A 24,650-nucleotide genomic window follows, 5' to 3' on the forward strand; every position below is an offset into this window, starting at 1 on the left:
GCGGGCGATTGTGGCGGCGCAGCAAAAGGAGCGCCCATGGCCCTGCCGGTCCGAAAGCAACTGAAGTACTGGGGGATCGCCGCGGCGATCTTTGCCGTGACCCTGTGGTTCCTCGGCAATGTGCTGCTGCCCTTCGTTCTGGGCGGCGCGATTGCCTATTGCCTGGACCCGGTGGCCGACCGGCTTGAGCGCGCGGGCCTGTCGCGCAACGCCTCGGTCGGGGTGATCACCGTTGCCGGAGTGCTGATCTTCGTGGTGCTGACGCTGGCCATCATCCCGCTGCTGATCGGTCAGGCCACCGCCCTGTTCGAGACCGCGCCGCAGCTTTTCCGCGACCTGCAGGCCTTCCTGACGGAGAAGTTCCCCAATCTCATGACCGAGGGCGGCGTGGTGCAGCAGTCGCTGGCCTCGCTGGGCGAGACGATCAAGACCAAGGGCGCCGCGGTGGCCGAGACGGCGCTGGCGTCGGTCGGATCGCTGCTGAACGTGCTGATGCTGTTCCTCATCGTGCCGGTGGTGGCGGTCTACATGTTGATCGACTGGGACAACATGGTGGCGCAGATCGACACGCTCGTGCCGCTGGATCACCGCGAGACGGTCCGCGAACTGGCGCGCAGCGTGGACAGTGTTCTGGCCGGGTTCATCCGTGGCATGGGGTCGGTGATGCTGATCCTCGGCACCTATTACGCCGTGCTGCTGTGGGCCGTGGGCCTGCAGTTCGGGCTGGTCGTGGGCGTTGTGGCCGGTTTCCTGACCTTCATCCCATACGTGGGGGCCATCGTCGGCGGCGGCCTGGCCATCGGGCTTGCGCTGTTCCAGTTCTGGGGCGAGTGGTGGTGGATCGTGGCGGTCTGGGCGATCTTCCAGTCGGGCCAGTTCATCGAGGGCAACATCGTGACGCCGCGTCTTGTCGGCAGTTCGGTCGGGTTGCACCCGGTGTGGCTGCTGCTGGCGCTGTCGGTCTTCGGGGCGCTCTTCGGCTTTATCGGGCTGCTGGTGGCGGTGCCCCTGGCGGCGGCCATCGGGGTGATCGTGCGTTTCCTCGGCGACCGTTACCGCGAATCCAAGCTGTACCTGGGGTTCGTCGGCGACGAGGTCGAATCCGTGTCCGCCACGGAGCGGGTCGGCGGCCCGGAGATGGTCCAGGCGACGACGCATCTGACGGTCAGCCGGCCGCGGCAAGATACCCCGTGAAGGGTCCGAAGCAACTGCCGCTTCCCCTTCCCGCGCGTGAGGCGCTCGGGCGGGAGGATTTCTTTGTCAGCGAGGCCAACGCCATGGCGGTCGCGCTGATAGACCGCTGGTCGGAATGGCCCGGCGCCAAGATGGTGATCTGCGGGCCGCGCGGCTCAGGCAAGACGCACCTCGCCCATGTCTGGGCCAAGCTGTCGGGCGCCCGCATCCTGAACGCCGACACTCTGGCAGGCGCCGACATCCCGGACCTTGCCGCCGCCCCTCTCTGCGTCGAGGATGTGGAGCGGATCGCAGGCGACCGTCCAGCGGAAGAAGCGCTGTTTCATCTGCACAATCTCGCGCTGGCGCAGGGGCATCAGCTTCTGATGACGGCAGAGCGGGAGCCGTCGCTCTGGCCGCTGGTCCTGCCGGACCTGAAGAGCCGGATCATGGGCGCGCAGGTGGCTCGGCTGGGGGCGCCCGACGACGCGCTTCTGACCGCCTTGCTGGCCAAGCAGTTCGCCGACCGCCAGATCACGCCGGGTCCGGAAGTGCTGTCGTATCTCACCCGGCACATGCCGCGCAGCCATGCCGCCGCACGTGACGTGGTGGCGGCGCTGGACGAGTCGTCGCTGGCCGACAAGAAGCGGGTCACGCGGTCCATGGCGGCAGCCGTTCTGGCGCGCATGGCCTCTGCCGGGGACGGCGGCCGGGGCTGATCCTGCCATTGCCGTGCGATCCGGTGCGATCCCCGCCGCTGCCGCTTGCAGGAACCGATGCGCGTGGGCAAGACTGGGGCAACACGTGCCGGGCAGAACCGCGCCACTGTCATCATTCCGTTGCATAACCAGAGGCATAAGCCCGTCATGACCATTGCCGACTTCCTCAAATCCCCGCTGTCGCCCGCCACCGACTTGCCCGACCTCGACCTGCAGGGTCCGGGGCGTTACGTGAACCGGGAACTGAGCTGGCTCGGCTTCAACTGGCGCGTGCTGGAAGAGGCCGAGAACCCGCGCGTCCCGCTGCTTGAACGGCTGCGTTTCCTGTCGATTTCGGCGGCGAACCTCGACGAGTTCTACACCGTGCGGGTCGCAGGCCTGCGCGAACTTGCGCACAACGGCAACACCACGCCCGCCGCCGACGGACTCAGCCCGGCCGAGCAGCTTGTCCTCATCGACGAGGACGCCCGCAACCTGATGGCCGAACAACAGCGCGTGCTGGGGGTCCTGCAAGGTCAGATGGCCGACGAGAACATCCACATCGTCGGGCGCGACGACCTGACCGAGGCCGACGTGAAGCACCTTGGGACGGCCTTCCTCGAACAGGTGTTCCCGGTGCTGTCGCCTCTGGCCATCGACCCCGCGCACCCCTTCCCGTTCATCGCCAACATGGGCTATTGCCTTGCGCTCCAGCTTGAGCGGAACCGCGACAAGCGCCCGCTTCAGGCGTTGCTGCCGATCCCCGCGCAGATCGACCGGTTCATGACGCTGCCCTCCGATCCCGGTCAGCACCGGGCGATCTATCTCGAGGACGTGGTCCTGCTGCACATCGATTCTCTGTTTCCGCAGTACAAGGTGAAGGATCACTTCGGATTCCGCGTGCTGCGCGACAGCGACCTTGAGGTGGAGGAAGAAGCCGAGGATCTCGTGCGCGAATTCGAGGTCGCGCTCAAGCGCCGCCGGCGCGGCGAGGTCGTGCGCCTGACGATCAGCACCGGTGCGCCCAAAGCCCTGCGCGCCATCGTCATGCGCGAGCTGCACGTCAGCCCCGATGAGCTGATCGAGCTGAACGGGATGCTGGGCGTGGCGGACACCAAGGAGCTGGTGCTCGATTCCCGCCCCGACCTCCTGTGGCCCACGTTCACGCCCCGCGTGCCTGAGCGGGTGCAGGACTTCGACGGCAACATGTTCGACGCGATCAAGCAGAAGGACATGCTGCTGCACCACCCCTACGAGACGTTCGACATGGTGGTGCGCTTCCTCAACCAGGCGGCGCTCGACCCGGATGTGGTGGCGATCAAGCAGACGCTCTACCGGACGTCCAAGAACTCGCCCATCGTGGCGGCGCTGTGCGAGGCAGCGGAGGATGGCAAGTCGGTGACGGCGCTGGTCGAGCTGAAGGCGCGCTTCGACGAGGCCGCCAACATCCGGCAGTCGCGGCGTCTGGAGCGGTCCGGTGCGCATGTGGTCTATGGTTTCCTAGAATGGAAGACCCACGCCAAGATCAGCCAGGTGGTGCGCCGCGAGGGCGACAAGCTGGTGACCTACACCCACTGGGGCACCGGCAACTATCACCCGATCACCGCAAAGATCTACACCGACCTGTCGTTCTTCACCTGCGACCCGGCGCTGGGGCGCGACGCGGCGAAGCTGTTCAATTACCTCAGCGGCTACGCGATGCCCGAGGGGCTGGAGAACCTGCTGATCTCGCCGCATACGCTGAAGCCGGGAATGATCGACCTCATCGAGAAAGAGATCGAGCACGCGGCGGCCGGCCGCCCGGCGGCGATCTGGCTGAAGATGAACTCGCTCATCGAACCGGACATGATCGACGCGCTCTATCGTGCGAGCCAGGGCGGCGTGAAGGTCGACTGCGTGATCCGTGGCATCTGCGGGCTGCGGCCCGGCGTGAAGGGCCTGTCAGAGAACATCCGGGTGAAGTCCATCGTGGGCCGGTTCCTCGAACATTCGCGGATCGCCTGTTTCGGCAACGGCCACGGCCTCCCGCATGGCAAGAGCCGGGTGTTCATTTCCTCCGCCGACTGGATGGGCCGCAACCTGAACCGCCGGATCGAAACCGGCGTGGAAATCCGCAACGCCACGGTGAAGGCGCAGATCGTCAGCCAGATCATGGCGGCGAACCTGGCGGACACGGCGCAGAGCTGGGTGATGGAACCGTCGGGCCGCTTTGCACGCCATCCGGTGCCCGAGGGCGAATTTGCGTTCAACTGCCACCGGTTCTTCATGGAGAACCCCTCGCTCTCTGGCCGCGGGTCCGCTGGTGCCAAGGACGTGCCGCAGTTGACGCATACCGAGGACTGAAGTTTTACCGGTCTTGAAGTCAGGTGCCCCTGGACGGATGACGGGGCAGCTCGGGCGCGCGTTTGCAGGTGTGGGCTGACGGCTCGACACTTGGATTGGCCCGCGTCACGGGGCTGTGCGCCCCGCTCGGGCAACTCCGGTAAATTCCTTTAATACCAAATACTTGCGCCGCCATGGTGAATGCCGCGTTCATCGCTGCGGCAGGACTTGGGCGGCGTGCCACATCCTCGCCCTGAAATGACCCTTCGGGGGACGCAAATCGTTAAACGGGGATTAATTGCCGGGGCGCATGTTGCCCCTGCACTCGACCTGGGTGGCGCGGACGTATCGTGAGGATGCGGTCCGTAGCGTCAGAAGACGGTTCCGAATGCCGGAGAAGGACACCGGCAAATCCCGGCGCCAAACGCGCCACGAACCGAAAGGCGAGACTTATGTCGAGTATTCTCACGAACAACGGGGCCATTGCCGCGTTGCAGACTCTGAAGGGCATCAACCGGCAGATGGGTGATGTCCAGACGCAGATTTCCACCGGCAAGAAGGTGAACTCTGCGCGGGACAACGCGGCCGTATGGGCGATCTCCAAGGCGATGGAATCCGATGTCGCGGGCTTCAAGAAGGTCTCCGACTCCCTCAGCCTTGGCCTCGCGACCATTTCCGTCGCTCGCCAGGGCGCGGAAACCGTGACCGACCTCCTGACCCAGGTGAAGGAAAAGGTCGTCGCGGCACAGGAAGAGAACGTCGACCGGGACAAGATCCAGGCGGATATCAGCGCCCTGCGCGACCAGGTGGCTGCCGTCGTCGGCGCCGCACAGTTCAACGGCCAGTACATGCTGACCAACACGGACCAGACGGCGGACTCCGGCGGCATCAACGTACTCGCCTCGATTGACCGGTCGTTCGACGGCGTGACCTCTTCGGACATCCGCGTGAACAAGCAGGATCTCGGCACCGGTGCCTCCTCCATCGGGGCCTCCCTGACCTCCCTGACCGGTGCGAACAACGACATCGCCGGCGACGGCGATGCGGCGGCCTATGTCATGACGGGCGCGGCCACCGCCCCGACCGGCACCACGACCTTCGGCAGCGCTTCGACCGACTCCGTGGCGGCGGGCACCGCGTTCTCGATCTCGATCACCGGCACGGCGGGCAACGGTCTTGCGGCCACCACCGACCGCAACGACATCTCCTACGTCGCCCGGGACGGCGACACGATGGCCGATGTGGTCGCGGGTCTCGCACAGTCGTTCAACAGCTACGCCGCGGACGACCTGGGTACCGACACAACCGTCAACGCGGTCGTTCAGAACGGTAACGAGATCGCCTTCACCGGTCACGACGGCACGGGCGACAACTTCTCGCTGACCGTCAACCAATACGACCCGGATGCCAGCACGACCATCGGTGGCCGCCTCTCGGCCCTGGCCGACATCGACGTGACCACCCAGTCCGGTGTGGACTCGGCGCTGGCCGGCATCGATGCCCTGATCGACACCGCGATCGACTCCGCCGCCGCCTTCGGTTCCGCGGAAATGCGCATCGAGTCGCAGAAAGACTTCGTATCCGGCCTGACCGACGCCCTCAAGAGCGGCATCGGAACGCTGGTCGACGCGGACATGGAAGAAACCTCGGCACGTCTCCAGGCCCTGCAGGTCCAGCAGCAGCTGGGCATCCAGGCCATGAGCATTGCCAACAGCGCGCCGCAGTCGCTGCTGGGTCTCTTCCGCTAACGGAACGAAGCGCCCCCGGGGCGCGCCCTTCCCTCGGTAAACGACCGCAGGGAGGGGCAGTACCCCAGGGGCGCTTTCCCCGGCCCGCCACGGGCCGCGGGGAGAATCCACTCGGAACGCGGGTGGTGTGAAAGGCAGGGCCGCGGGCAAGTGAACGCCCCCGAGCCGCCTGCAATCGTCAGAAGACGCTTTTCCCGAAGTCGGCCGAACGGCTGGCACAACCGGCGTAAACACGCCATGCCAAAATGAAAGGCGCACTCGACATGTCGAGCATTCTTACCAACACCGGCGCGATGACCGCACTCCAGACCCTGAAGATGGTCAATCGGTCTCTGACAGACACCCAGGGCATGATCTCCACCGGCAAACGGGTGGCGACGGCCAAGGACAACTCTGCTGTCTGGGCCATCTCCAAGGCGATGGAATCCGATGTTGCCGGTTTCAAGCGCATCTCCGACAGCCTGAGCCTCGGCCAGGCGACCATCGACGTCGCCCGCAAGGGAGCCGAAACCGTCACCGCCCTGCTGACGCAGGTAAAGGAAAAGGTCGTTGCGTCTCAGGAAGAGAACGTCGACCGCAACAAGATCCAGACCGATATCGACGCCCTCCGCGACCAGATCGCGGCCGTCGTCGGAGCCTCTCAGTTCAACGGGCAGTACCTGCTGGAGAACACCGAACAAACGGCGAATTCCGGTGGCATCAACGTGCTGGCCTCAATCGACCGGTCGAGTGACGGGACCGTTGCCTCCACCGACATCCGCGTGAACAAGCAGGATCTCGGCACCGGGGCCTCCTCCATCGGTGCTTCCCTGACCTCCCTGACCGGTGCGAACAACGACATCGCCGGCGACGGCGACGCGGCGGCCTTTGTGATGACCGGCGCGGCCACCGCCCCAACCGGCACCACGACCTTCGGCAGCGCTTCGACCGACTCCGTGGCGGCGGGCACCGCGTTCTCGATCTCGATCACCGGCACGGCAGGCAACGGTCTTGCGGCCACAACCGACCGCAACGACATCTCCTACGTCGCCCGGGACGGCGACACGATGGCCGATGTGGTCGCGGGTCTCGCACAGTCGTTCAACAGCTACGCCGCGGACGACCTGGGAACCGACACAACCGTCAACGCGGTCGTTCAGAACGGCAACGAGATCGCCTTCACCGGTCACGACGGCACGGGCGACAACTTCTCGCTGACCGTCAACCAGTACGACCCGGATGCGAGCACGACCATCGGTGGCCGCCTCTCGGCCCTGGCCGACGTGGACGTAACGACGCAGTCGGGCACGGATTCGGCTCTGGCGGCCATCGACGGGTTGATCGATATCGCGATCGACTCCGCCGCGGCCTTCGGTTCCGCGCAGATGCGGATCGAGACGCAGTCGAACTTCGTTTCCGGTCTGACCGATGCGCTGAAGTCCGGCATCGGCACGCTGGTAGATGCCGACATGGAAGAAACCTCGGCACGGCTGCAGGCCCTCCAGGTCCAGCAGCAGCTGTCGATCCAGGCCATGTCCATCGCCAACCAGGCGCCTCAGTCGCTGCTGTCGCTCTTCCGCTGATGAAGGTGCCGCGCGTCGCCGGACGCGCGGTCCGACACCAACAGCATGTCCCGCAACCCGTTTGCGGGGCATGCTTTTTTGAAACAGTTCGAACCGTTCGACAGGCTGTCCAAACATCCCGTTAACGCGGGCACTGTACTGTCCGCCTGCACTCTCCCCGGGTGGCGCGGCCTTCGACCTTCGGCTCGCAACGTCAGAAGACGACGCCGGAACGCGGATTAGAGATTCGAGAATTGGGTGAGTGTGATGTCCAGCATTCTAACGAACCGGGGCGCGATGATCGCGCTGCACACGTTGAAGTCGATCAACGACCAGATGTCGCAGACCCGACGCAAGATCTCGACAGGGCTGCGGGTCGCCAGCGCGCGCGACAACGCCGCTGTCTGGGCCATCGCCAAGACGATGGAGTCCGATGTCGCGGGCTTTTCGAGGATCTCCGACAGTCTCAACCTGGGCATGTCGAGCGTGTCGGTCGCCCGCAAAGGCGCGGAGACGGTGACCGACCTGTTGACCCGCATGAAGGAGAAGATCGTCGCCGCGCAGGAAGAGAACGTCGACCGCGACAAGATCCAAGCCGATATCGTCGCCTTGCGGGACCAGATCGGAGCCGTCGTGGGCGCGGCTCAGTTCAACGGGCTCAATCTTCTGTCCAACCGGTCCATGCATGCCGGCAGCGGCGGCATCAATGTGCTGGCCTCGCTGGACCGTTCGTCGTCGGGCGTGCGGGCATCCGACATCCGGGTGGGCAAGCAGGACCTCGGGCTGACGCTGTCGTCCATCGGAACCGGACTGACCTCGCTGGCCGCGGGGGCGAACGAAATCACCGGTTTTGGCGATGCCACAGCCAGCGCGCTGACCGGCGCGGCCACGGCCCCGACCGGCGTCACGACCTTCGGAACCTCCGCGTCGCAGTCGGTGGCCGTCGGCACCGGGTTCGCCATCTGGATCAGCGGTTCGGCGGGCGGAGCGCCTTCGGCCACGGCCTCCGGGAACGAGATTAACTATGTGGCACGCGACGGTGACACCATGGCCGACGTCGCCCGGGCGCTGACCGCGCAGTTCAACCGATACGTGGAGGCGGACCTTGGAGCGACCGCAACCGCCGGCATCGGGGCGGAGGCCAGCGGCAACACGATCACCTTCACCGGGGCCGGATCCGTCGGGGACGACTTCTCTGTCCGGGTAGATCAATACGCGGCAGACTCCTCCAGCACCATCGGCGGCGGATTGTCGTCGCTGATGTACGTCGACGTCACGTCTCAGAAAGGCGCGGACGCCGCATTGGCTGACATCGACAGGCTGCTGGACACGGCGATCGACGCTGCGGCCTCTTTCGGAAGCGCGGGCGGCCGGCTCGAAACGCAGGCGGATTTCGTCAAGAGCCTGACGAACGCGCTGAAGTCGGGAATCGGTTCTCTGGTCGATGCCGACATGGAAGAGACGGCGGCGCAATTCCAGGCGCTGCAGGTCCAGCAACAGCTTGCAGTCACCTCTCTCTCCATCGCCAACCAGGCACCGTCGCTGCTGTTGTCGTTGTTCCGCTGACCCCGCGCCAAGTGACGGGAGGGGCGGTCCTTTCTTGACCCCCCCTTCCCCTGCCCCTAGGACTTCGCGCGAGACGATCCGTGGGAGCGCGTTTTATGGATGAAACCGAAGAAAGCCACGGTCACTGGGATCCGTTTGGCCATCCGCTGTTCGACGGACCGGAGGCACGCGCGCTGAGCCGCGTGGGCGTGGTCGATATCGGGTCGAACTCTGTCCGGATGGTGGTGTTCGACGGCGCGGCACGCAGCCCGGCCTACTACTTCAACGAAAAGATCCTGTGCGGTCTGGGCGACGGGATGAACACCTCGGGCCGGTTGAGCCCCGATGGCCGGGTGCGCGCGTTGGATGCCATGAAACGTTTCCGGTTGCTGGCGGACGGGATGGAATTGTCGGGTCTGACCGTTGTGGCGACCGCCGCCATGCGCGACGCAGAGGATGGGCCGCAGTTCCGCCGCCAGATCGAAAACGAGACCGGGCTGACGGTCCACGTCATCGACGGCGCGGAAGAAGCGCGGCTTTCGGCTCAGGGCGTGCTGCTGGGGTGGCCCGGATCCTATGGCCTGGTCTGTGACATTGGCGGATCGTCGATGGAACTGGCCGAGATCGGCAAGGGCCGCGTCGGACGCCGCATGACCTCGGCGCTGGGACCGTTGAAACTGAAGGACCTCGACGGCGGCAAGAAGGCGCGTGACAAGCACATCCGCAAGGAAATCGAAGCGCTGACGGACTATATGGGCACGCAGCGCGACCGGCTGTTCCTCGTGGGGGGCAGTTGGCGGGCCATTGCACGCATCGACATGCTGCGCCGAGAGTACCCGTTGCGGGTGCTGCATGAATACCGCATGGATGCTTCGACCGTGGCGGAAACCGTCGCCTTCATCGAAGCGCACCCGGATCACGAGGTGCTGCGCAAGGCGGCCGGCGTGTCGTCCACACGGATGGCTCTGGTGCCTTTTGCGGCGGAGGTGCTGCAACAGATCGTGGCAAACGTCCAACCCTCCGACATCGCCATTTCGAGTTACGGCATCCGCGAGGGGCTTTTGTACGAACAGATGCCGAAGGTGCTGCGCGACCGCGACCCGCTGATCGAGGCCTGTCGGTTCGCCGAGGCGAAGGATGCGCGTCTACCAGGGTTCGGCCGCCAGCTTTACGATTTCGTGCTGCCGCTGTTCCCCGACGCGTCGGAGGGGCGCCGCCGCCTGATCCACGCCGCCTGTCTCCTGCACGATGTCAGTTGGCGCGCGCATCCCGATTACCGGGCCGAGACCTGTTTCGACAACGCCACGCGCGCGAACCTCGGCGGGCTGAAGCACTGGGAACGGGTGTATCTCGGCCTGTCTCTGCTGCACCGATACAAGAACAAACGCGAAGGCACGCGGTTCGAAGAGCTCTATAACCTTCTGGACGAGCCGCACCGGCGCGAAGCTGAGGTGCTGGGCAAGGCGATGCGCTTTGGCGCCATGCTCTGGACGCTGGAATCGTCTGCCGGAAAAGCGCGCTTCGACTCGGACGGCACGCGGCTCTTGCTGCGGATGGAACCCGACATGACAGACCTGTACGGAGAGGTCGCGCGCGCGCGGTTCAAGTCGCTGGCGCAGGCCATGGGCGCGGAGAGTTTCGAGGTCGTTTCCGGCTGAACCGGCACTGCAGCGGCCTTCGCGGGGATGCGAGACGCATGTTTCACCTGCGGTGCCGGGCCTGTGGATCTCGCCTTTCGATCACAGTTCGATTTCGCCGTTCTCCGGCAGTGGCTCCTCGTCTTCCGGCGGCGTCTTGCGTCGGATGATGATGTCGCCGTTGGGCAGAATTTCGGGCGGCTCGTAGACCGACCAGTCCTCCACCTCTTCAAGGATATCGCGCAGGGCTGGCCCCATCTCGGTCATGAAGGCCTGTAACTGAGGGCGCATTTCCCGGGCGAGATCTTCGAGATCTTCAAGCGCCGGTTCCATCTCGCTCATCAACCCGCGGAAGAAGAGGCGCGCGCCCTCTTCCATCAGGTTGAATCCGCCGTCGTCCTCTTCCTGCGCGGCGACGGGCGCGGCGAAGAGCGTCAGGGCGAGCAGCGGTGCGGCAATGTGTTTCATCCCCCGAAGATAGGTCGGCCCATGCGGTCCGGGAAGGGCAACGCCCTCAGATTTCCAGGTCGAGCGTGACCGGGAAGTGGTCCGAAGCGGTCAGCAGCGCCTCCCGCAGCGCTGGGTCGCGCCAGCATCGGGGATTGTCGAAGGGATGCCAGATCCGCCAGTCCGGCTGCCGCGCCATCAGGTCCGGCGACACCATCACGTAGTCGAGCAGCGCCTGAAGATAGCGGTTTTCAGGTTCGATGAAGAAGCGCGAAGTGGCGGGCTGGGCACCGATCCGCCGAGAAAGAGCCTCCGCCGCGTGGGGGTCGTAAAGGGCGGTGTCGCCCTGCCCCAGAACGATCTCGACCGAGCTGCGGCCAAACAGGCTTTCGAATTCGTCGAGACCGGGACCGTCGTTCAGATCGCCCATCACGATCAGGCTCTGGCCGTCTGCAAGCAACGCGTCGATCCGGGCGCGCAACCAGATCGCCTGTGCCAGTTGCTTGCGCCGGTTGGCAATGGCCAGCCGCATGACATCATCCCGGCTGCGCGCGCCGTGCGGTGCCTTGGACTTCAGATGGGCGCCTATGAGATGCACTGCGTGGCCCGAGGCAGTCGTTACGGCCAGTTCCAGCGGCGGTTTCGAGAAGCGCACCGGGTCGGGGAAATCGTCGACATCGAGGTCGATGCGGAACTCCGTGTCAAAGCCCGGCGCGCCAGGCGTGGCCTTCGGGTCGTGCCGGACGGTCAGGCGCGCCGGGTCGTAGAGCAGCGCGATTTCCTGCTGCGTGTCGTTGGTGAAGCCGGTGATCGTGGCCGACGTGCGCAGGTCGAATGCCTGCGCAAAGGCCGTCAATGCGCGGGTGGTGGAGCGGCGGCTGCCGGTGTCCGGTGCCTCGATCACCATGACCGCATCGGCGTCGAGCACTTTGAAAACGGTGCCCAGTGCCTCTGCCTGCGCGCGGCGTGTCACATCGCGGCGCCCTGACCAGCCATCGTCGGCAATCAGGTGGCCGCGATCGTCGAACAACGCATCGAACCACTCGACGTTGTAGGTGGCAAAGCGCAAGCCGGGGTCAGGCGGTTTCGCGGGCGGAGATCTCATCCCACGCGCGGTTGATCGCGGCCATGCGCTTTTCGGCGATCTTGACCGCCTCTTCGGGCACACCGCGCGCGATCATCACGTCCGGGTGGCTGTCGCGCACGAGTTGCCGCCAATGCTTGCGGATTTCGCGCAGGTCCATATCGGGCGTGACGCCCAGCACATCGTAGGGATCGGGCACCGCGTCCGGCACAAGACGGCCGCGCATGGACCGGAAGCGGTTTTCCGACATGCCGAAGATCTCGGACACACGGGTCAGGAAGGCGTCCTCTGCCGGGTGATACTGGCCGTCCGCCATCGCGATATGGAACAACCCTTCCATCAGGTCGCACAACGCCTCGCGGTTTTCGCCGAACATGGTGGAGATGCGGCGGGCGTATTCCTCGAAACCTGCAACATCCTGCCGGGCAAGGTTGAAGACGCGGGCGGCGTTGCCCTCTTCCTCGGCCGGGATATGAAAGACCTCGCGGAAGGCGGTGACCTCGGCGCGGGTGACGAGGCCGTCGGCCTTGGCCATCTTTGCCGACAGGGCGATCACGGCGATGGTGAACGCCACGGAACGCTCAGGCGGCGTGCGCAGGCGGTCGAACAGCGCGCCAAGCGTTTCGCCGGAGGTCAGCGCAGAAAGCGCCTGGGTGATGCGGGTCCAGATCGACATGCCGGCATTTTACCGCGATGCAGCGAAACTGTCAGGGCAGGAAATACAGAATTTTCTGCATAAGCACGAAATCCATCCATCCGCCGGCCCCGAGGCGCACCTGCGAAAGGAGCGCGGCGGGGCAATCATGGTTGGCAGCACCGCCGGGATCGGCGCCCGATTTACCGAGGCATCGTCTGTGCACGCCATCCGCGTATAAAGCGCGATCAGTCGCCGCCATCAACGCGCGGTCAGGGCGAGCGACGCGCGCGGGCTATTTGGTCCGCACGATCATGCCAGGACGATGTCCGCGTCCGCTTGCCGGATCGCTGCAGCCAGGCCGGCAGGCCCATGCTGAAACCGGACTTGCGGCGCATCCAGATACGGAGCGAGCAGGTCGCTCAGGGCGGCGGCGTCGGGATGTGTAACCGTCAGTTCGGTCAGCGCCGCGCCGGATGCGGGCAACGAGCGCCCCGGCGGCACAGCCGAATGCCACTGGATCAGGGCCGGAAAAAGACCGTCGAACGGCAGGCGCCCGTCTTCGGGCACCGCCATGGTCCATGACAGTTTGCCGCGACTCAGTTCCACGGCCCGCCCGGCCATGGGAAGCGCCGCGATGGCCGCGTGGATGTCGGAGACGGCGCAGATCCACTTGTCCAGCCGTGCCTCACCCGCGAACTCGTCAAGGCCGAACCAGCGCGCGTCTGGCGGCGCGGAGGCGGACGGATCAATGGCAATCGCCTCGATGTAGAGTTCCGGGTCCAGCCCGACGAGCTGGTTGTGCGTGCCGAAACGCGGATGCACCCCGCCCGAGGACATGGGCAGCCCGAGCGCACCTTCGACATGCGCGATCGCTTCGGCGAGCGTTTCGCCCAGAACGGCGATATGATCGAGGGTCAGCGTCACCATTGAGTGTGAATTCCGTGCAGTCGCAGCACGATAGACGCGCAAATCCATGCTGCAAAGCGGAAAAACGACCGGTTCCGCGTTGAAAGCTCAGGCAAACGCCCCAAATATGACTGAATCTATAATCTTTACATGAGGGAAATATAGGATGCTGCTACGCGCTCTGGACAAGTTTTTCAGTCACGAAGCTTCGGGGGGCATCCTCCTCATACTTTCAGCGGTCCTGGCCATGGTGGTGGCCAATTCCGGGCTCGATATCCTGTATGACAACTTTCTCGGCAGCTACTTCAGCGTAACCATCAACGGCGAAGGCCTGGAAAAGCCGCTGATCCTGTGGATCAACGACGGGCTCATGGCGATCTTCTTCTTCCTGATCGGCCTTGAGCTGAAACGCGAACTTCTGGAAGGCAAGCTGAAGAACCCGTCTGACGTCGTCCTTCCGGGCATGGCCGCCGTGGGCGGTATGGTGCTTCCGGCCGTCGTCTACCTCGTCTTCAACTGGGGCAACACTGAAACGGTCAACGGTTGGGCCATCCCGGCGGCGACCGACATTGCCTTTGCCCTGGGCGTTCTGGCGCTGGTCGGCGACCGGGTTCCGGCCTCTTTGAAGGTCTTCCTGCTGACGCTGGCGATCCTTGACGATATGGGCGCGATCATCATCATCGCCCTGTTCTACACCGCCGAATTGAAGGTCAACTACCTGCTGATGGCGCTGATCCCAATGGCAGCCATGTGGTATCTGAACCGCCAGCGCGTGCACCGTGTGGCCCCGATCCTGCTTCTGGGTGTGGTGCTGTGGGTGCTGGTGCTGAAGTCGGGCGTTCATGCGACGCTGGCCGGTGTGGTCACCGCCTTCTTCATCCCGCTCAAGGACAAGTGGGGCAAGTCTCCCCTGCACTCCCTTGAGCACGGCCTGTCCCCCTATGTTCTCTACCTCATCATTCCGGTCTTCGCTTTTGCCAACGCGGGCGTTGTGCTGGCGGGCATGGAACTGAACCAGGTGCTGGCTCCGCTGCCGCTTGGCATCGCGCTTGGCCTGATCATCGGCAAGCAGGTGGGTGTCTTCGGCGTGGCCTTCCTGATGGTGAAGATGGGTCTGGCCCGGATGCCCTACGGCGCCAACTGGGCGCAGATCTACGGCATCGCCTGCCTCGCCGGGATCGGCTTTACCATGTCGCTCTTTATCGGCTCGCTGAGTTTCTCCGATCCGGCGCTGATGAACGAAGTGCGCATCGGCGTGCTGAGCGGATCGCTTATCTCGGGCATCATCGGCTACATCGCTCTGCGCATGTCGACCAGCAAGGAAGATCAGGCCGGCAAGGCCGAGAGCGAGTCAAACGCGACCGCAGCCTGAACCATCACGATCGGGGCCGTCCGCTACAGGTCGGCCCCGATCTGACGTTTTCGTCAAACAGACGGCCTTGGACCGGGCCATGATCTGCCCAGTTCCGCGAAATTGGGGCGGCTACCTAAGCCGCCATTGCGCTGACGCGCAGGCGTCTTTTTTTGATACCGCCAATGTTTCGCTGACGTCTTGAGGCGCCAAATTGTCTTCGCGCATCATCCTGTCGAGCACCGTAATGAGGTACGAAATCAGCGGAAACGTCCGGCAGATGGGCGCAGTCGCCGGTTTGCGCGGGCCTGAATTCGGAGCAAACGACCGGCAAGGCGGACCGCTACACCCGCCGGTATGACCTTGGCCCCGGCGATGCGCGCCCCCTGTCCAGGGGACGCGCGAAGGGGATCAGGCCGCCGCGTCGGAGCGCGCCAGACGGATCAGCCGCAGAATGTCCTGCGCCGCTTCGGGAATGTTGGTGCCGGGACCGAAGATCGCTTTCACCCCTGCATTTTTCAGGAATTCGTAGTCCTGGTGCGGGATGACACCGCCGCAGATCACGATGATGTCGCCCGCGCCTTCGGCCTGCAGCGCCTTGACCAGTTGCGGGGCCAGGGTCTTGTGACCGGCGGCCTGGCTGGAGATGCCGACCACGTGCACATCGTTGTCGATGGCGTCCTGAGCGGCCTCTTCCGGGGTCTGGAACAGCGGTCCCACGTCGACGTCGAACCCGATATCGGCAAAGGCCGTCGCGATGACCTTGGCGCCGCGGTCGTGACCGTCCTGCCCCATCTTGACCACCAGCATGCGCGGGCGGCGGCCTTCGTCCTCGGCGAACTGCTCCACCGATTTCTGGATGGCGGCAAAGCCCTCGTCGCCCTCGTAGGCCGCGCCGTACACACCGGCGAGGGTCTTCACCTCTGCCCGGTGCCGGCCGAATTCCTTTTCCATCGCCATGCTGATCTCTCCTACGGTGGCACGCGCGCGGGCCGCTTCGACCGCGGCATCAAGCAGGTTGCCGCCCTCTTTCGCACGGCGGGTCAGTTCTTCGAGCGCCGCGGTGCAAGCCGCCTCGTCGCGCGTGGAACGGATCTTCTCCAGTCGGGCGACCTGGCTCTCGCGCACCTTGGCGTTGTCGATGTCGAGGATGTCGAGGTCGTCCTCCTTCTCCAGCCGGTACTTGTTGACGCCGACGATCACGTCGGTGCCGCGGTCGATATCGGCCTGACGGCGGGCCGCCGTCTCTTCGATCCGGAGCTTCGGCATCCCGGATTCGACGGCGCGGGTCATGCCGCCCATCTCGTCCACTTCCTCGATCAACGCCCAGGCCCGTTCGGCCAGCTCGTTGGTCAGGCTCTCGACGTAGTAGGACCCCGCCAGCGGATCGACGACCTTTGTGACGCCGGTTTCCTCCTGCAGCACAAGCTGCGTGTTGCGCGCGATGCGGGCGGAGAATTCCGTCGGCAAGGCAATGGCTTCGTCGAGTGCGTTGGTGTGCAGCGACTGGGTGCCGCCAAGGACCGCCGACATCGCCTCATAAGCCGTGCGAATGACATTGTTATAGGGGTCCTGCTCTGCCAGCGACACGCCGGAGGTCTGGCAATGGGTGCGCAGCATCTTCGACCGGGGGTTCTGCGCCCCGAGTTCCGTCATGATGCGGTGCCACAGCAGTCGCGCGGCGCGCAGCTTGGCCACTTCCATGAAGAAGTTCTTGCCAATGGCGAAGAAGAAGGACAGACGGCCGGCGAATTTGTCAATGTCCATACCGGCTTCCATGGCGGTCTTCACGTACTCCTTGCCGTCGGCGAGGGTGAAGGCCAGCTCTTGGACGAGGTTCGCGCCCGCTTCCTGCATGTGATAGCCGGAAATCGAGATCGAGTTGAACTTCGGCATGTAATCCGATGTATACGCTATGATATCCGAGATGATGCGCATCGACGGCGCGGGCGGATAGATATACGTGTTGCGGACCATGAACTCCTTCAGGATGTCGTTCTGGATGGTCCCGGACAGCACGGACCTGTCATGGCCCTGCTCTTCGCCGGTGACGATAAAGTTCGCCAGAACCGGGATCACCGCGCCGTTCATCGTCATCGACACGGACACCTTGTCGAGCGGAATGCCGTCGAACAGGATCTTCATGTCCTCGACGCTGTCGATGGCGACCCCTGCCTTGCCCACATCCCCCACCACGCGCGGGTGATCGCTGTCGTAGCCGCGGTGCGTTGCAAGGTCGAAGGCGACGGACACACCCTGCTGCCCGGCGGCCAACGCCTTGCGGTAGAAGTTGTTCGATTCCTCGGCGGTGGAGAACCCGGCGTACTGGCGGATCGTCCAGGGACGGCCCGCGTACATCGTCGCCTTCACGCCACGGGTGAAGGGCTCCTGCCCCGGAAGGCTGCCCATGTGCGGCAGGCCCTCGGTGTCGGCGGCGGTGTAGAGCGGCTTGACAGGGATGCCTTCTAGCGTGTCCCAGGTCAGGTCGTCGACAGCCTTGCCGCGCAGTTCCTTTTCAGCGGTCGCGCGCCAGTCTTCGGGCAGATCCGTCATGTGTGTGTCCTCTCTCTTTCAGACCCGCCGCCAGGGTCAGCCTGCGGCGGCCCGGGTCCGGGTCGGCTTTCAATGTTGCGAGCCCGTCCGCCCCGGCTTCGAGCCAGAACAGATCGTCGGCGTAGGCCTCGCGCAGGCAGGCGCGCTGGCCGTCTGTGAAGGGCATGTAGCGGCCCTCTCCCTCCGGCATGTGGCCGGGATCTTCGCCCCGGTCCGAAAGTGTCGTGCGCAGGCCGCTCAGGTCGAGGTGGCGGTTGCGCCAGAACGCGCCCGGTCGGGCGACGGGCAGATGGGTCAGCCCGCTCATGACCGTCAGCAGGCGGTCGGGACGATCGCAGAACGCTTCGAACGGAGTGACGAGGATCTCTGCCTCCGGACAGGCGCAGGCCAGTTCGGTGACGAGTTCGCGCCAGCTTCGCGGGTTGGCGGCAATGCGGGCGAGCGTCTCCTCCGACGGGGCCGGTGCCCCGCGCGGGATGAGGTGGCCGATGAGCGACGCCCACCAGGCATCGAGCGCGCGCACCTGCAGACAGATCGTGTTGACGTGGCCAAAGGCCTTCGCCAGCCGGGCGACCCGTTCTCCGGCACCGGGATACAGGGTGGCCCGGCGCAGGCACCGGCGCGGCATACCAAGCATGTTCTCGTCACTGACGACAAGCCGCGCCGTGCCGGTCTTGCGGGCCCCTTCCAGCGCGAGGCGCACGCGCCCGGTGGCGCGGCGCGCCTGTGCCGGGCTTTCCGGCGCCTCCGCCACTCCGTGCAAAAGCCCCTTGCGTGTGCGCCACGGCCCCCAGAATCCCAGCCTGCGCGCCTCGAGGTCGGCACGGTGGGCGCGCAGGTAGGCCTGAAAGCTGGTGGTGGCGGCGCGGTGCGCGCCGAGGTGGAGAATGATCTGCATGGTCGTCACGGTCCCGGAGCGCCCGGACGCAGCCGATGCGCGCACGGTTCTTGCAACGGCAGAGCTTGCGCCCCGGCCGGTGACAATGCGGTTAAAGGTAAAATTTTCGCGGGCTGAGGTGCATGTGGCCTGTGCAGGACGCGCGGAGCGACATATATCTTGTGGTATGCGCTGGATTTTTCGCCTGACTGCCATTCTCTGCCTCGGGGCAGCCGCGCTGACCCCGGCATGGGCCGCCGATAACGATGCCGACAGGCCCATCGTGCTGGACGCCGCCGACACCTCTCTGTCGGACTGGCTGTGGATCAAGCGGCCCGTCGTGGTCTTTGCCGACAATGCCGCCGATCCGAGGTTCCAGGAACAGATCGAACTGCTGACCGACCGGTACACCGCGCTTGACGAGCGCGACGTGGTCATCATCGCGGACAGCGATCCGCAGGCGATGACCTCTGTCCGTAAGGCCCTGCGCCCACGCGGGTTCATGCTGGTGGTCATGGCAAAGGACGGCACCATCGTCACCCGCAAGCCGCGCCCGTGGTCGGTACGGGAGATCTCCCGCTCCATCGACAAGCTGCCGCTTCGGCAGGATGAGCTGAAGGGCTTCTGAGCCGTCGTCAGACGTTGCCGCGCAGGAAGAACAGCAGGCGCGCTTCCCGATGCAGCAGCATCATCGCGTTGTTCGTCGGATCGTAGATCGTCAGGCTCTGGTCCGACATCAACGCGTAGTAGGCATCCACTTGGAACTGGTCGTCCATACAGGCCATCGACGGCCCTATGAAACTGGACAGCAGGCCCATGCCCTCCTCCAGACTGATGGACATCAGTTGTTCGGAGACGACGTTGGGATTGGCCCCCGGCACGTCGAAGGCCACCACGCGCCCGGCCTTCACCAGCCGCAGACCGGCCCGCACGTCCGAGACGATCCGCACCCGATGGCTGCGCACCGAGGACGAGGCCAGATCGAAGATCGCCGCCGTGCACGTGGGCTTCGACGTGAAGCGCCGGGTCTGCGCAAGGTAGACGAGACCGGCAAGTTCGGCGCGGACCTCCTCCTCCTTGTCGAGGGGAATGCAGGACGTCAGGACAAGCAGCGCGGACAGGACAAGCACAACGTGCTTCGCAATGCGCATGATGTCCCGCCTCCGGCCGTTCCCTTCGGTCCGGGAGGGTAAGCGCAAGGTCTTGAGACTTCGTTTCGCCGAGGCGGGGCGCGCCGGTCAGGCGTCTTCCTCGGCCTCCGTCAGCGGCAGAGTTCCCGCGGCGCGACGGGTCAGGATGGCCCCGCCGATCAGGAAGAGCGCCACGTATCCCGCAAGGCTGCCCTGCCCTACGGTCAGGATGTGCCAATAGACGCCCAGGAACACCAGCGTCATGACCACCAGCACGATGACCGGCCCCAGAAGGTAGTAGGCCCAGCCCAGATCCACGTCCAGAAGCAGCCCGACCAGCGTCAGGTACAGCCCGTAGCCCGCGCCGACCGCCACGATGGAGACCGAAAGCGCCATGCCGAACAGCATCCACGTCGGCACCGTCCCCGGAACGACGGCCCAGAGACCCACGGCGACAACACCCGACACGATCAGCCCGGCCAGAAAGGCCAGGCTGTGCATCAGCCATATCGCTGCGACGCGTCGCATCATCGCCCTTGTCCCCGCTCGTTCCCGTCTCGAACAGAGAATAGACCGGAAAACACCCGGAGGTCACGGGTGCAAAAGCACTGCGCGCACCGACAGGGCCGGCGGCAGTGGGCAGCCGGCGCGGGAACAGCCGCCGGACACCTGTCCGACGCCTGTCTGCCCAGCCGTGCAAACCCCCTGCCGCCATGGTCTCACTCGAATTCCATGATCACGTCGTCGACCTTCAGGCTGTCGCCCGGGCCCGCGTTGATCCTGGACACGACGCCCTTCTTCTCGGCGCGCAGGATGTTCTCCATCTTCATCGCCTCGACCGTGCAGAGCGCCTGCCCCTCCTGCACTTCTTGTCCTTCCTCCACGTCGATCTTCACGATCAGGCCGGGCATCGGGCAAAGCAGCAGCTTGGAGGTGTCGGGCGGGAGTTTCTCCGGCATCAGCCGGGCCAGTTCGGCCTGGCGCGGGCTGCGGACATGCACCTTCAGGTCGGCGCCACGGGTGCGCAGGCGGAAGCCCTGGGTGATCTTGTCCACCTTCAGGACCAGCGGCGTGCCGTCCACGGTCATCCGTGCAAGACTGTCGCCGGGCGTCCAGTCGCCTTCCACCCGCATCGTTTCGCCATCGGCAAAGGCAATGGTCGCGCCTTTCTGGTCGGCGTCCACGGTCATGTCGAAGGAGGTATCCTGCAGTGTCACGTTCCATTCGGACCCGACACGGCGTTCGTGGTTGCCGAGGCGCCCGGTCACACGCGTGCGCCGGATCTCTGCCACCCGGTTCATCGCGGCCGCGGCAGCGGCCACGTGCTTGAGCTGCGCCTCGCTCAGCGCCACGCCTTCGAAACCTTCGGGATATTCCTCGGCAATGAAGGCGGTGGTCATGTCGCCCGAGATGAACTTCGGATGATCCATCACGGCGGCCACGAACGGCAGGTTGTGACCGATGCCCTCGACCTCGAAACTGTCGAGTGCGTTGCGCATGACTTCGATTGCGGCCCCCCGGGTCGGGCCCCAGGTGCAGAGCTTCGCAATCATCGGGTCGTAATACATGGAGATCTCGCCGCCTTCGAAGACGCCGGTGTCGTTGCGCACGATCCCCTCGCCCAGTTCGCCCTCCGCCGGGGGACGGTAGCGGGTCAGCCGCCCGATGGAGGGCAGGAAGCCCCGGTACGGGTCCTCGGCGTAAAGGCGGTTCTCGATGGCCCAGCCGTTGATCTTCACGTCGTCCTGGGTGATCGACAGCGGTTCGCCATTGGCAACGCGGATCATCTGCTCGACCAGATCGACACCGGTGATGAGCTCGGTCACCGGGTGCTCCACCTGAAGGCGGGTGTTCATTTCAAGGAAGTAGAAGTTCTTTTCGCCATCGACGATGAATTCGACCGTCCCGGCAGAGGTATAGCCCACCGCCTTGGCCAGCGCGACGGACTGTTCGCCCATCGCCTTGCGGGTCTCGGCATCCAGGAAGGGGCTCGGCGCTTCTTCGACGACCTTCTGGTTGCGGCGCTGGATCGAGCATTCCCGCTCGTTCAGGTAGATACCGTTGCCGTGGGCATCGCAGAGCACCTGGATTTCGATGTGGCGCGGCTGGGTGACGAACTTCTCGATGAAGATGCGGTCGTCGCCGAAAGAGTTTGCCGCCTCGTTCTTGGACGACTGGAAGCCTTCGCGCGCCTCGCTGTCGTTCCACGCGATCCGCATGCCCTTGCCGCCGCCGCCGGCGCTGGCCTTGATCATCACGGGGTAGCCGATCTCGTTGGAGATCTTCACCGCTTCTTCGGCGTCCTCGATCAGACCCATGTAGCCGGGCACGGTGCTGACCCCGGCCTCCTGCGCGATCTTCTTCGAGGTGATCTTGTCGCCCATGGCTTCGATCGCCTTGACCGGGGGACCGATGAAGGCGACGGACGCGGTTTCCAGCGCCTGCGCGAACTTCGGGTTTTCGGAAAGGAAGCCGTAGCCCGGGTGCACTGCCTGCGCACCGGTCTGCGCAATCGCATCCATGATCTTGTCGATCACGATATAGGACTGGTTTGCGGGCGGCGGGCCGATGTGCACGGCCTCATCGGCCATCTCGACGTGCAGTGCGTGCTTGTCCGCGTCCGAGTACACGGCCACTGTCTTGATGCCCATCTTGCGCGCGGTCTTGATGACCCGGCAGGCGATCTCGCCCCGGTTCGCGATCAGGATCTTTTCAAACATCTCTCGTCCCTTCGTTCGTCACGCCGAGGGCGTGTTCGTTGTCGTCACGCCCCGGGCGTGTTGTCCGTCGCCCTGCCTCGGCAGGGGATGTGCGCACACGAAAACGCCGCCCGGGGTGCAAAGCCCCGGACGGCGTGTTTCGGTATCTGTCGGCCAGGATGCGCCGTTCGGGCGCAGGCCGGATGTCAGCTTGCGATCAGTTGCAGAGCTGCGGCGTGACGTCGTCGCAGACCACACCGGCTGCGCCGCCGATGGCTGCACCGGCCGCCACATTGCGGTTGGTCGCTGCCGCGGTTGCCGCGCCGATGCCGGCCCCCAGAGCGCCGCGCTCCAGATCGGTGCCTTCGCAGGCCGCAAGGCCGAGGGTCGCAGCGAGAGCGGCGGTGAGGGTGAGAATGCGCATTGGATTTCCTCCTTGGAAAAGGTCGGATAGTTTTGATTATTCGTACGACCATACGCACGCGCGAGGCACAGGGTTCCCGCGATTTCGTGATTTTTTAGAAAATTTTCGACGCAAGTCCGGGCATGCGCGCGTATCGTCCTTTTTTCAGCAGCGCGACGGATATGTCCTGCAATAGGCGATGTTGGCCGCAGCACCGACGGCCGCGCCGGTGAGGGCGTCCTTTTCAAGGACCATGGCCGCGGCGCCACCGGCGCCCATGCCCACAACTGCCTGCTCTCCAAGCGTGTCGCCACAACTCGCAAGAACAAGCATCGCCAATATGGCGAAAGAAATACGAAGGATTTGCATCTGTCTGCCTCAGGCTTTTGTTTTTTCTGCTCTGCGGTCAGAATCGCCCAAAGAGGTGCAAACTTCCAGAAGTTTCTCCGCATGACGTGGCATGGCACAAGCTCCTGACGATCCGACCATTCCTGAAAGTCCACCCAAGGGCGGGGCGGCCATACTGGGGACAAGTGCGGCCGCCCCTTTGGGGAACGGGCAAGGGCGGAACGGACAGCCTTCGACGGACTGAACCCTTGACCTGTCTTCAGGCTGGCAGAAGCGGCGCTTTCGGCAAAGTGTGAATCCATCGCTGGATTCCCGTCGGCATTGTGCCGCGCAAAAGCTGACCGGATCGGCAAAACCACGCGCACGTTCATTTTTCCCAGGGCTCCTGTTCGTCGAAGGCCTCGGGGAAGGATGCGCGGGCGGCGGCTTCGTCGATGATCAGGAGCGCCTCGTAGGACTCCGGATCGAAGGGATCGTCGTAAGGCAGGACTTCGCGACCGAACAACCAAGACAGACGCCCGGCATCGAGGTTGCCGCGTTCGAAGGGCTGATCGCCGAAGTGGTACCACAGCGCCGACATGAAGACCCAGTCGGCCTTGCGGTCAGGCGCGCGGCGGTCGCGATAGCGGTCCCGCCGGACTATCGCCGTCGCGCCCTTTGGATTGGCGCGACGGATCGTGAACTGAAAATCTGTGCCGGGCAGACGGCCCGGAAAACCGCGGTGCTTCAGCATGTCCGGCCCTCTTTCGACGGGGCCCGATCAGCCGTGCTCGATAGGAATGTCGGGACGAGCGGGGAACCCACCCGCCCCGATAGGTTCTTACTTGTACTTGCCCGTGTACACCGGCTCAACGCTGATCGGCTCAGGGTTGACCACGACGTATTCTTCTTCTTCCTGCTGCGCGCAAGCCGAGAGGCCGGCGACAACCGAAAGCATGGCAAGCAGTTTGATGCTCTTGGACATCTCTTGCTCCTGTCATTAAACGGGAGGCCGCACTCTGCCGCCCCCCCTTTCGAGGTGTCGATTGCTTGGGTGCAATCGCATGTCAGAATAACGGCGATGCTGGGGAAAAGATACGCGGTCCGAGCAAGCGATTTCATCTGTGACTCGGAAGACGCATACGCCCGCCGCAGTGGCGCGCCTTGCGCTAGATGTAGTGCATTCATCAGTAGGCCTCCCAGATACAGAGGCCGTCTTCGACCGTATAGCTTTCAAAAAACTGCCGGATTCCGGGTGTCGCGACCCCGAATTCGACCGGCTCCTGCATCAGTGTGACGACGATATGTTCGGGTGACGCAGCGACAGCTTCGAGGCGCGGCAGTGCCTCTTCCCGGCACAGCCACGCCATGTCATCGGAGACCGATGCGTAGTCCACGTCGCCGGACGTGAGGCCAGGCGCCGTGAAGCGGATCCGCCATGTCGGAGTGTCGTCGATCAGGTCGAAGAAGGCGACCGAAAGCCCGGACACCGGCAACTCCAGTTCTTCTGCCGCGACAGGCGCGGCAAGGACGGAGACCAGTGAGAAGATAAGGGGCAATCGGGTGATCAAG

Annotated in this window: 23 protein-coding genes; 9 read left to right on the forward strand and 14 right to left on the reverse strand. The window is 64.7% G+C overall.

Going from position 1 to position 24,650, the window contains the following annotated elements:
- Positions 1 to 36: 36 nt before the first annotated feature.
- From ABFK29_RS14840 to ABFK29_RS14870, 7 genes are all read left to right on the forward strand, one after another.
- A complete protein-coding gene (locus ABFK29_RS14840) occupies positions 37 to 1,194 on the forward strand; it encodes an AI-2E family transporter (RefSeq protein ID WP_005856191.1) in 1,158 nt (385 codons plus the stop codon).
- Complete coding sequence (locus ABFK29_RS14845; RefSeq protein WP_005856193.1) at positions 1,191 to 1,892, forward strand: DnaA ATPase domain-containing protein; 702 nt, start codon at positions 1,191 to 1,193, stop codon at positions 1,890 to 1,892. The genes ABFK29_RS14840 and ABFK29_RS14845 overlap by 4 nt, the downstream gene beginning before the upstream one ends.
- 147 nt (positions 1,893 to 2,039) lie before the next feature.
- Positions 2,040 to 4,214 (forward strand): RNA degradosome polyphosphate kinase, encoded by a 2,175-nt coding sequence (locus ABFK29_RS14850; RefSeq protein WP_005856198.1) that lies wholly within the window; start codon positions 2,040 to 2,042, stop codon positions 4,212 to 4,214.
- A gap of 431 nt (positions 4,215 to 4,645) precedes the next feature.
- Entirely contained in the window at positions 4,646 to 5,941 is a 1,296-nt protein-coding gene (locus ABFK29_RS14855; RefSeq protein WP_005856200.1) for a flagellin, read from the forward strand.
- 263 nt (positions 5,942 to 6,204) lie between these two features.
- Positions 6,205 to 7,503, forward strand: coding sequence for a flagellin (locus ABFK29_RS14860; RefSeq protein WP_040604179.1), 1,299 nt, complete (start codon positions 6,205 to 6,207; stop codon positions 7,501 to 7,503).
- 246 nt (positions 7,504 to 7,749) lie between these two features.
- Positions 7,750 to 9,048, forward strand: coding sequence for a flagellin (locus ABFK29_RS14865; RefSeq protein WP_040604180.1), 1,299 nt, complete (start codon positions 7,750 to 7,752; stop codon positions 9,046 to 9,048).
- A 95-nt stretch (positions 9,049 to 9,143) separates the two neighbouring features.
- Positions 9,144 to 10,685, forward strand: coding sequence for a Ppx/GppA family phosphatase (locus ABFK29_RS14870; RefSeq protein ID WP_005856205.1), 1,542 nt, complete (start codon positions 9,144 to 9,146; stop codon positions 10,683 to 10,685).
- Between the two features lie 81 nt (positions 10,686 to 10,766).
- Here ABFK29_RS14870 and ABFK29_RS14875 read toward each other — a convergent pair whose 3' ends face one another.
- The 4 genes from ABFK29_RS14875 to ABFK29_RS14890 form a co-directional block, all read right to left on the reverse strand.
- Positions 10,767 to 11,132: a hypothetical protein gene (locus ABFK29_RS14875; protein ID WP_005856206.1), complete on the reverse strand. Its 366-nt coding sequence runs from the start codon at positions 11,130 to 11,132 to the stop codon at positions 10,767 to 10,769.
- Between the two features lie 46 nt (positions 11,133 to 11,178).
- On the reverse strand, positions 11,179 to 12,180 hold the full coding sequence (locus tag ABFK29_RS14880; RefSeq protein WP_005856208.1) for an endonuclease/exonuclease/phosphatase family protein: 1,002 nt from the start codon (positions 12,178 to 12,180) through the stop codon (positions 11,179 to 11,181).
- 7 nt (positions 12,181 to 12,187) lie between these two features.
- The gene (locus tag ABFK29_RS14885) at positions 12,188 to 12,871 is read right to left on the reverse strand and encodes a TerB family tellurite resistance protein (protein ID WP_005856210.1); all 684 of its coding nucleotides are present in this window, start codon (positions 12,869 to 12,871) and stop codon (positions 12,188 to 12,190) included.
- A 270-nt stretch (positions 12,872 to 13,141) separates the two neighbouring features.
- Entirely contained in the window at positions 13,142 to 13,759 is a 618-nt protein-coding gene (locus ABFK29_RS14890) for a VOC family protein (RefSeq protein WP_005856212.1), read from the reverse strand.
- Positions 13,760 to 13,904: 145 nt separating this feature from the next.
- Between ABFK29_RS14890 and nhaA the strand changes: the two genes are divergently transcribed.
- A complete protein-coding gene (gene nhaA / locus ABFK29_RS14895) occupies positions 13,905 to 15,110 on the forward strand; it encodes a Na+/H+ antiporter NhaA (protein ID WP_005856214.1) in 1,206 nt (401 codons plus the stop codon).
- Between the two features lie 390 nt (positions 15,111 to 15,500).
- Here the strand turns inward: nhaA and scpA are convergent, their stop codons facing one another.
- Positions 15,501 to 17,642 carry a methylmalonyl-CoA mutase gene (gene scpA, locus ABFK29_RS14900; RefSeq protein WP_005856216.1) on the reverse strand — a complete coding sequence of 714 codons (2,142 nt, stop codon included), beginning with the start codon at positions 17,640 to 17,642 and terminating at the stop codon, positions 15,501 to 15,503.
- Complete coding sequence (locus ABFK29_RS14905; RefSeq protein ID WP_040604181.1) at positions 17,605 to 18,540, reverse strand: hypothetical protein; 936 nt, start codon at positions 18,538 to 18,540, stop codon at positions 17,605 to 17,607. Before ABFK29_RS14905 ends, scpA begins: the two co-directional genes overlap by 38 nt.
- A gap of 166 nt (positions 18,541 to 18,706) precedes the next feature.
- Between ABFK29_RS14905 and ABFK29_RS14910 the strand changes: the two genes are divergently transcribed.
- On the forward strand, positions 18,707 to 19,147 hold the full coding sequence (locus ABFK29_RS14910; RefSeq protein ID WP_005856220.1) for a DUF4174 domain-containing protein: 441 nt from the start codon (positions 18,707 to 18,709) through the stop codon (positions 19,145 to 19,147).
- Between the two features lie 7 nt (positions 19,148 to 19,154).
- Here ABFK29_RS14910 and ABFK29_RS14915 read toward each other — a convergent pair whose 3' ends face one another.
- The 8 genes from ABFK29_RS14915 to ABFK29_RS14950 all read right to left on the reverse strand — a co-directional run bounded on the left by ABFK29_RS14915 (position 19,155) and on the right by ABFK29_RS14950 (position 24,649).
- A complete protein-coding gene (locus ABFK29_RS14915; protein WP_005856222.1) occupies positions 19,155 to 19,670 on the reverse strand; it encodes a hypothetical protein in 516 nt (171 codons plus the stop codon).
- A gap of 87 nt (positions 19,671 to 19,757) precedes the next feature.
- Entirely contained in the window at positions 19,758 to 20,180 is a 423-nt protein-coding gene (locus ABFK29_RS14920) for a hypothetical protein (RefSeq protein ID WP_005856225.1), read from the reverse strand.
- Positions 20,181 to 20,368: 188 nt separating this feature from the next.
- Positions 20,369 to 22,369 carry an acetyl-CoA carboxylase biotin carboxylase subunit gene (locus ABFK29_RS14925; protein ID WP_005856227.1) on the reverse strand — a complete coding sequence of 667 codons (2,001 nt, stop codon included), beginning with the start codon at positions 22,367 to 22,369 and terminating at the stop codon, positions 20,369 to 20,371.
- Positions 22,370 to 22,565: 196 nt separating this feature from the next.
- Complete coding sequence (locus tag ABFK29_RS14930) at positions 22,566 to 22,772, reverse strand: hypothetical protein (RefSeq protein WP_005856230.1); 207 nt, start codon at positions 22,770 to 22,772, stop codon at positions 22,566 to 22,568.
- A gap of 144 nt (positions 22,773 to 22,916) precedes the next feature.
- Positions 22,917 to 23,120 carry a hypothetical protein gene (locus tag ABFK29_RS14935; protein WP_040604182.1) on the reverse strand — a complete coding sequence of 68 codons (204 nt, stop codon included), beginning with the start codon at positions 23,118 to 23,120 and terminating at the stop codon, positions 22,917 to 22,919.
- Between the two features lie 346 nt (positions 23,121 to 23,466).
- On the reverse strand, positions 23,467 to 23,832 hold the full coding sequence (locus tag ABFK29_RS14940) for a hypothetical protein (protein WP_005856234.1): 366 nt from the start codon (positions 23,830 to 23,832) through the stop codon (positions 23,467 to 23,469).
- Positions 23,833 to 23,919: 87 nt separating this feature from the next.
- Positions 23,920 to 24,063, reverse strand: coding sequence for a hypothetical protein (locus ABFK29_RS14945; RefSeq protein ID WP_005856236.1), 144 nt, complete (start codon positions 24,061 to 24,063; stop codon positions 23,920 to 23,922).
- Positions 24,064 to 24,265: 202 nt separating this feature from the next.
- On the reverse strand, positions 24,266 to 24,649 hold the full coding sequence (locus tag ABFK29_RS14950) for a DUF6497 family protein (RefSeq protein WP_040604183.1): 384 nt from the start codon (positions 24,647 to 24,649) through the stop codon (positions 24,266 to 24,268).
- Position 24,650 lies beyond the last annotated feature (1 nt).

Source organism: Sagittula stellata E-37 (assembly GCF_039724765.1).
GTDB lineage: Bacteria > Pseudomonadota > Alphaproteobacteria > Rhodobacterales > Rhodobacteraceae > Sagittula > Sagittula stellata.

Excerpts from the sequence above, each read along its gene's own strand:
- ABFK29_RS14865 (WP_040604180.1), top strand. The coding sequence starts at position 7,750 with ATGTCCAGCATTCTAACGAACCGGGGCGCGATGATCGCGCTGCACACG.
- ABFK29_RS14875 (WP_005856206.1), bottom strand. The coding sequence starts at position 11,132 with ATGAAACACATTGCCGCACCGCTGCTCGCCCTGACGCTCTTCGCCGCG.
- ABFK29_RS14905 (WP_040604181.1), bottom strand. The coding sequence starts at position 18,540 with ATGCAGATCATTCTCCACCTCGGCGCGCACCGCGCCGCCACCACCAGC.
- ABFK29_RS14910 (WP_005856220.1), top strand. The coding sequence starts at position 18,707 with ATGCGCTGGATTTTTCGCCTGACTGCCATTCTCTGCCTCGGGGCAGCC.
- ABFK29_RS14930 (WP_005856230.1), bottom strand. The coding sequence starts at position 22,772 with ATGCGCATTCTCACCCTCACCGCCGCTCTCGCTGCGACCCTCGGCCTT.
- nhaA (WP_005856214.1), top strand. The coding sequence starts at position 13,905 with ATGCTGCTACGCGCTCTGGACAAGTTTTTCAGTCACGAAGCTTCGGGG.
- ABFK29_RS14935 (WP_040604182.1), bottom strand. The coding sequence starts at position 23,120 with ATGCAAATCCTTCGTATTTCTTTCGCCATATTGGCGATGCTTGTTCTT.
- ABFK29_RS14850 (WP_005856198.1), top strand. The coding sequence starts at position 2,040 with ATGACCATTGCCGACTTCCTCAAATCCCCGCTGTCGCCCGCCACCGAC.
- ABFK29_RS14920 (WP_005856225.1), bottom strand. The coding sequence starts at position 20,180 with ATGATGCGACGCGTCGCAGCGATATGGCTGATGCACAGCCTGGCCTTT.
- ABFK29_RS14870 (WP_005856205.1), top strand. The coding sequence starts at position 9,144 with ATGGATGAAACCGAAGAAAGCCACGGTCACTGGGATCCGTTTGGCCAT.
- scpA (WP_005856216.1), bottom strand. The coding sequence starts at position 17,642 with ATGACGGATCTGCCCGAAGACTGGCGCGCGACCGCTGAAAAGGAACTG.
- ABFK29_RS14840 (WP_005856191.1), top strand. The coding sequence starts at position 37 with ATGGCCCTGCCGGTCCGAAAGCAACTGAAGTACTGGGGGATCGCCGCG.
- ABFK29_RS14885 (WP_005856210.1), bottom strand. The coding sequence starts at position 12,871 with ATGTCGATCTGGACCCGCATCACCCAGGCGCTTTCTGCGCTGACCTCC.
- ABFK29_RS14860 (WP_040604179.1), top strand. The coding sequence starts at position 6,205 with ATGTCGAGCATTCTTACCAACACCGGCGCGATGACCGCACTCCAGACC.
- ABFK29_RS14890 (WP_005856212.1), bottom strand. The coding sequence starts at position 13,759 with ATGGTGACGCTGACCCTCGATCATATCGCCGTTCTGGGCGAAACGCTC.
- ABFK29_RS14855 (WP_005856200.1), top strand. The coding sequence starts at position 4,646 with ATGTCGAGTATTCTCACGAACAACGGGGCCATTGCCGCGTTGCAGACT.
- ABFK29_RS14940 (WP_005856234.1), bottom strand. The coding sequence starts at position 23,832 with ATGCTGAAGCACCGCGGTTTTCCGGGCCGTCTGCCCGGCACAGATTTT.
- ABFK29_RS14915 (WP_005856222.1), bottom strand. The coding sequence starts at position 19,670 with ATGCGCATTGCGAAGCACGTTGTGCTTGTCCTGTCCGCGCTGCTTGTC.
- ABFK29_RS14945 (WP_005856236.1), bottom strand. The coding sequence starts at position 24,063 with ATGTCCAAGAGCATCAAACTGCTTGCCATGCTTTCGGTTGTCGCCGGC.
- ABFK29_RS14925 (WP_005856227.1), bottom strand. The coding sequence starts at position 22,369 with ATGTTTGAAAAGATCCTGATCGCGAACCGGGGCGAGATCGCCTGCCGG.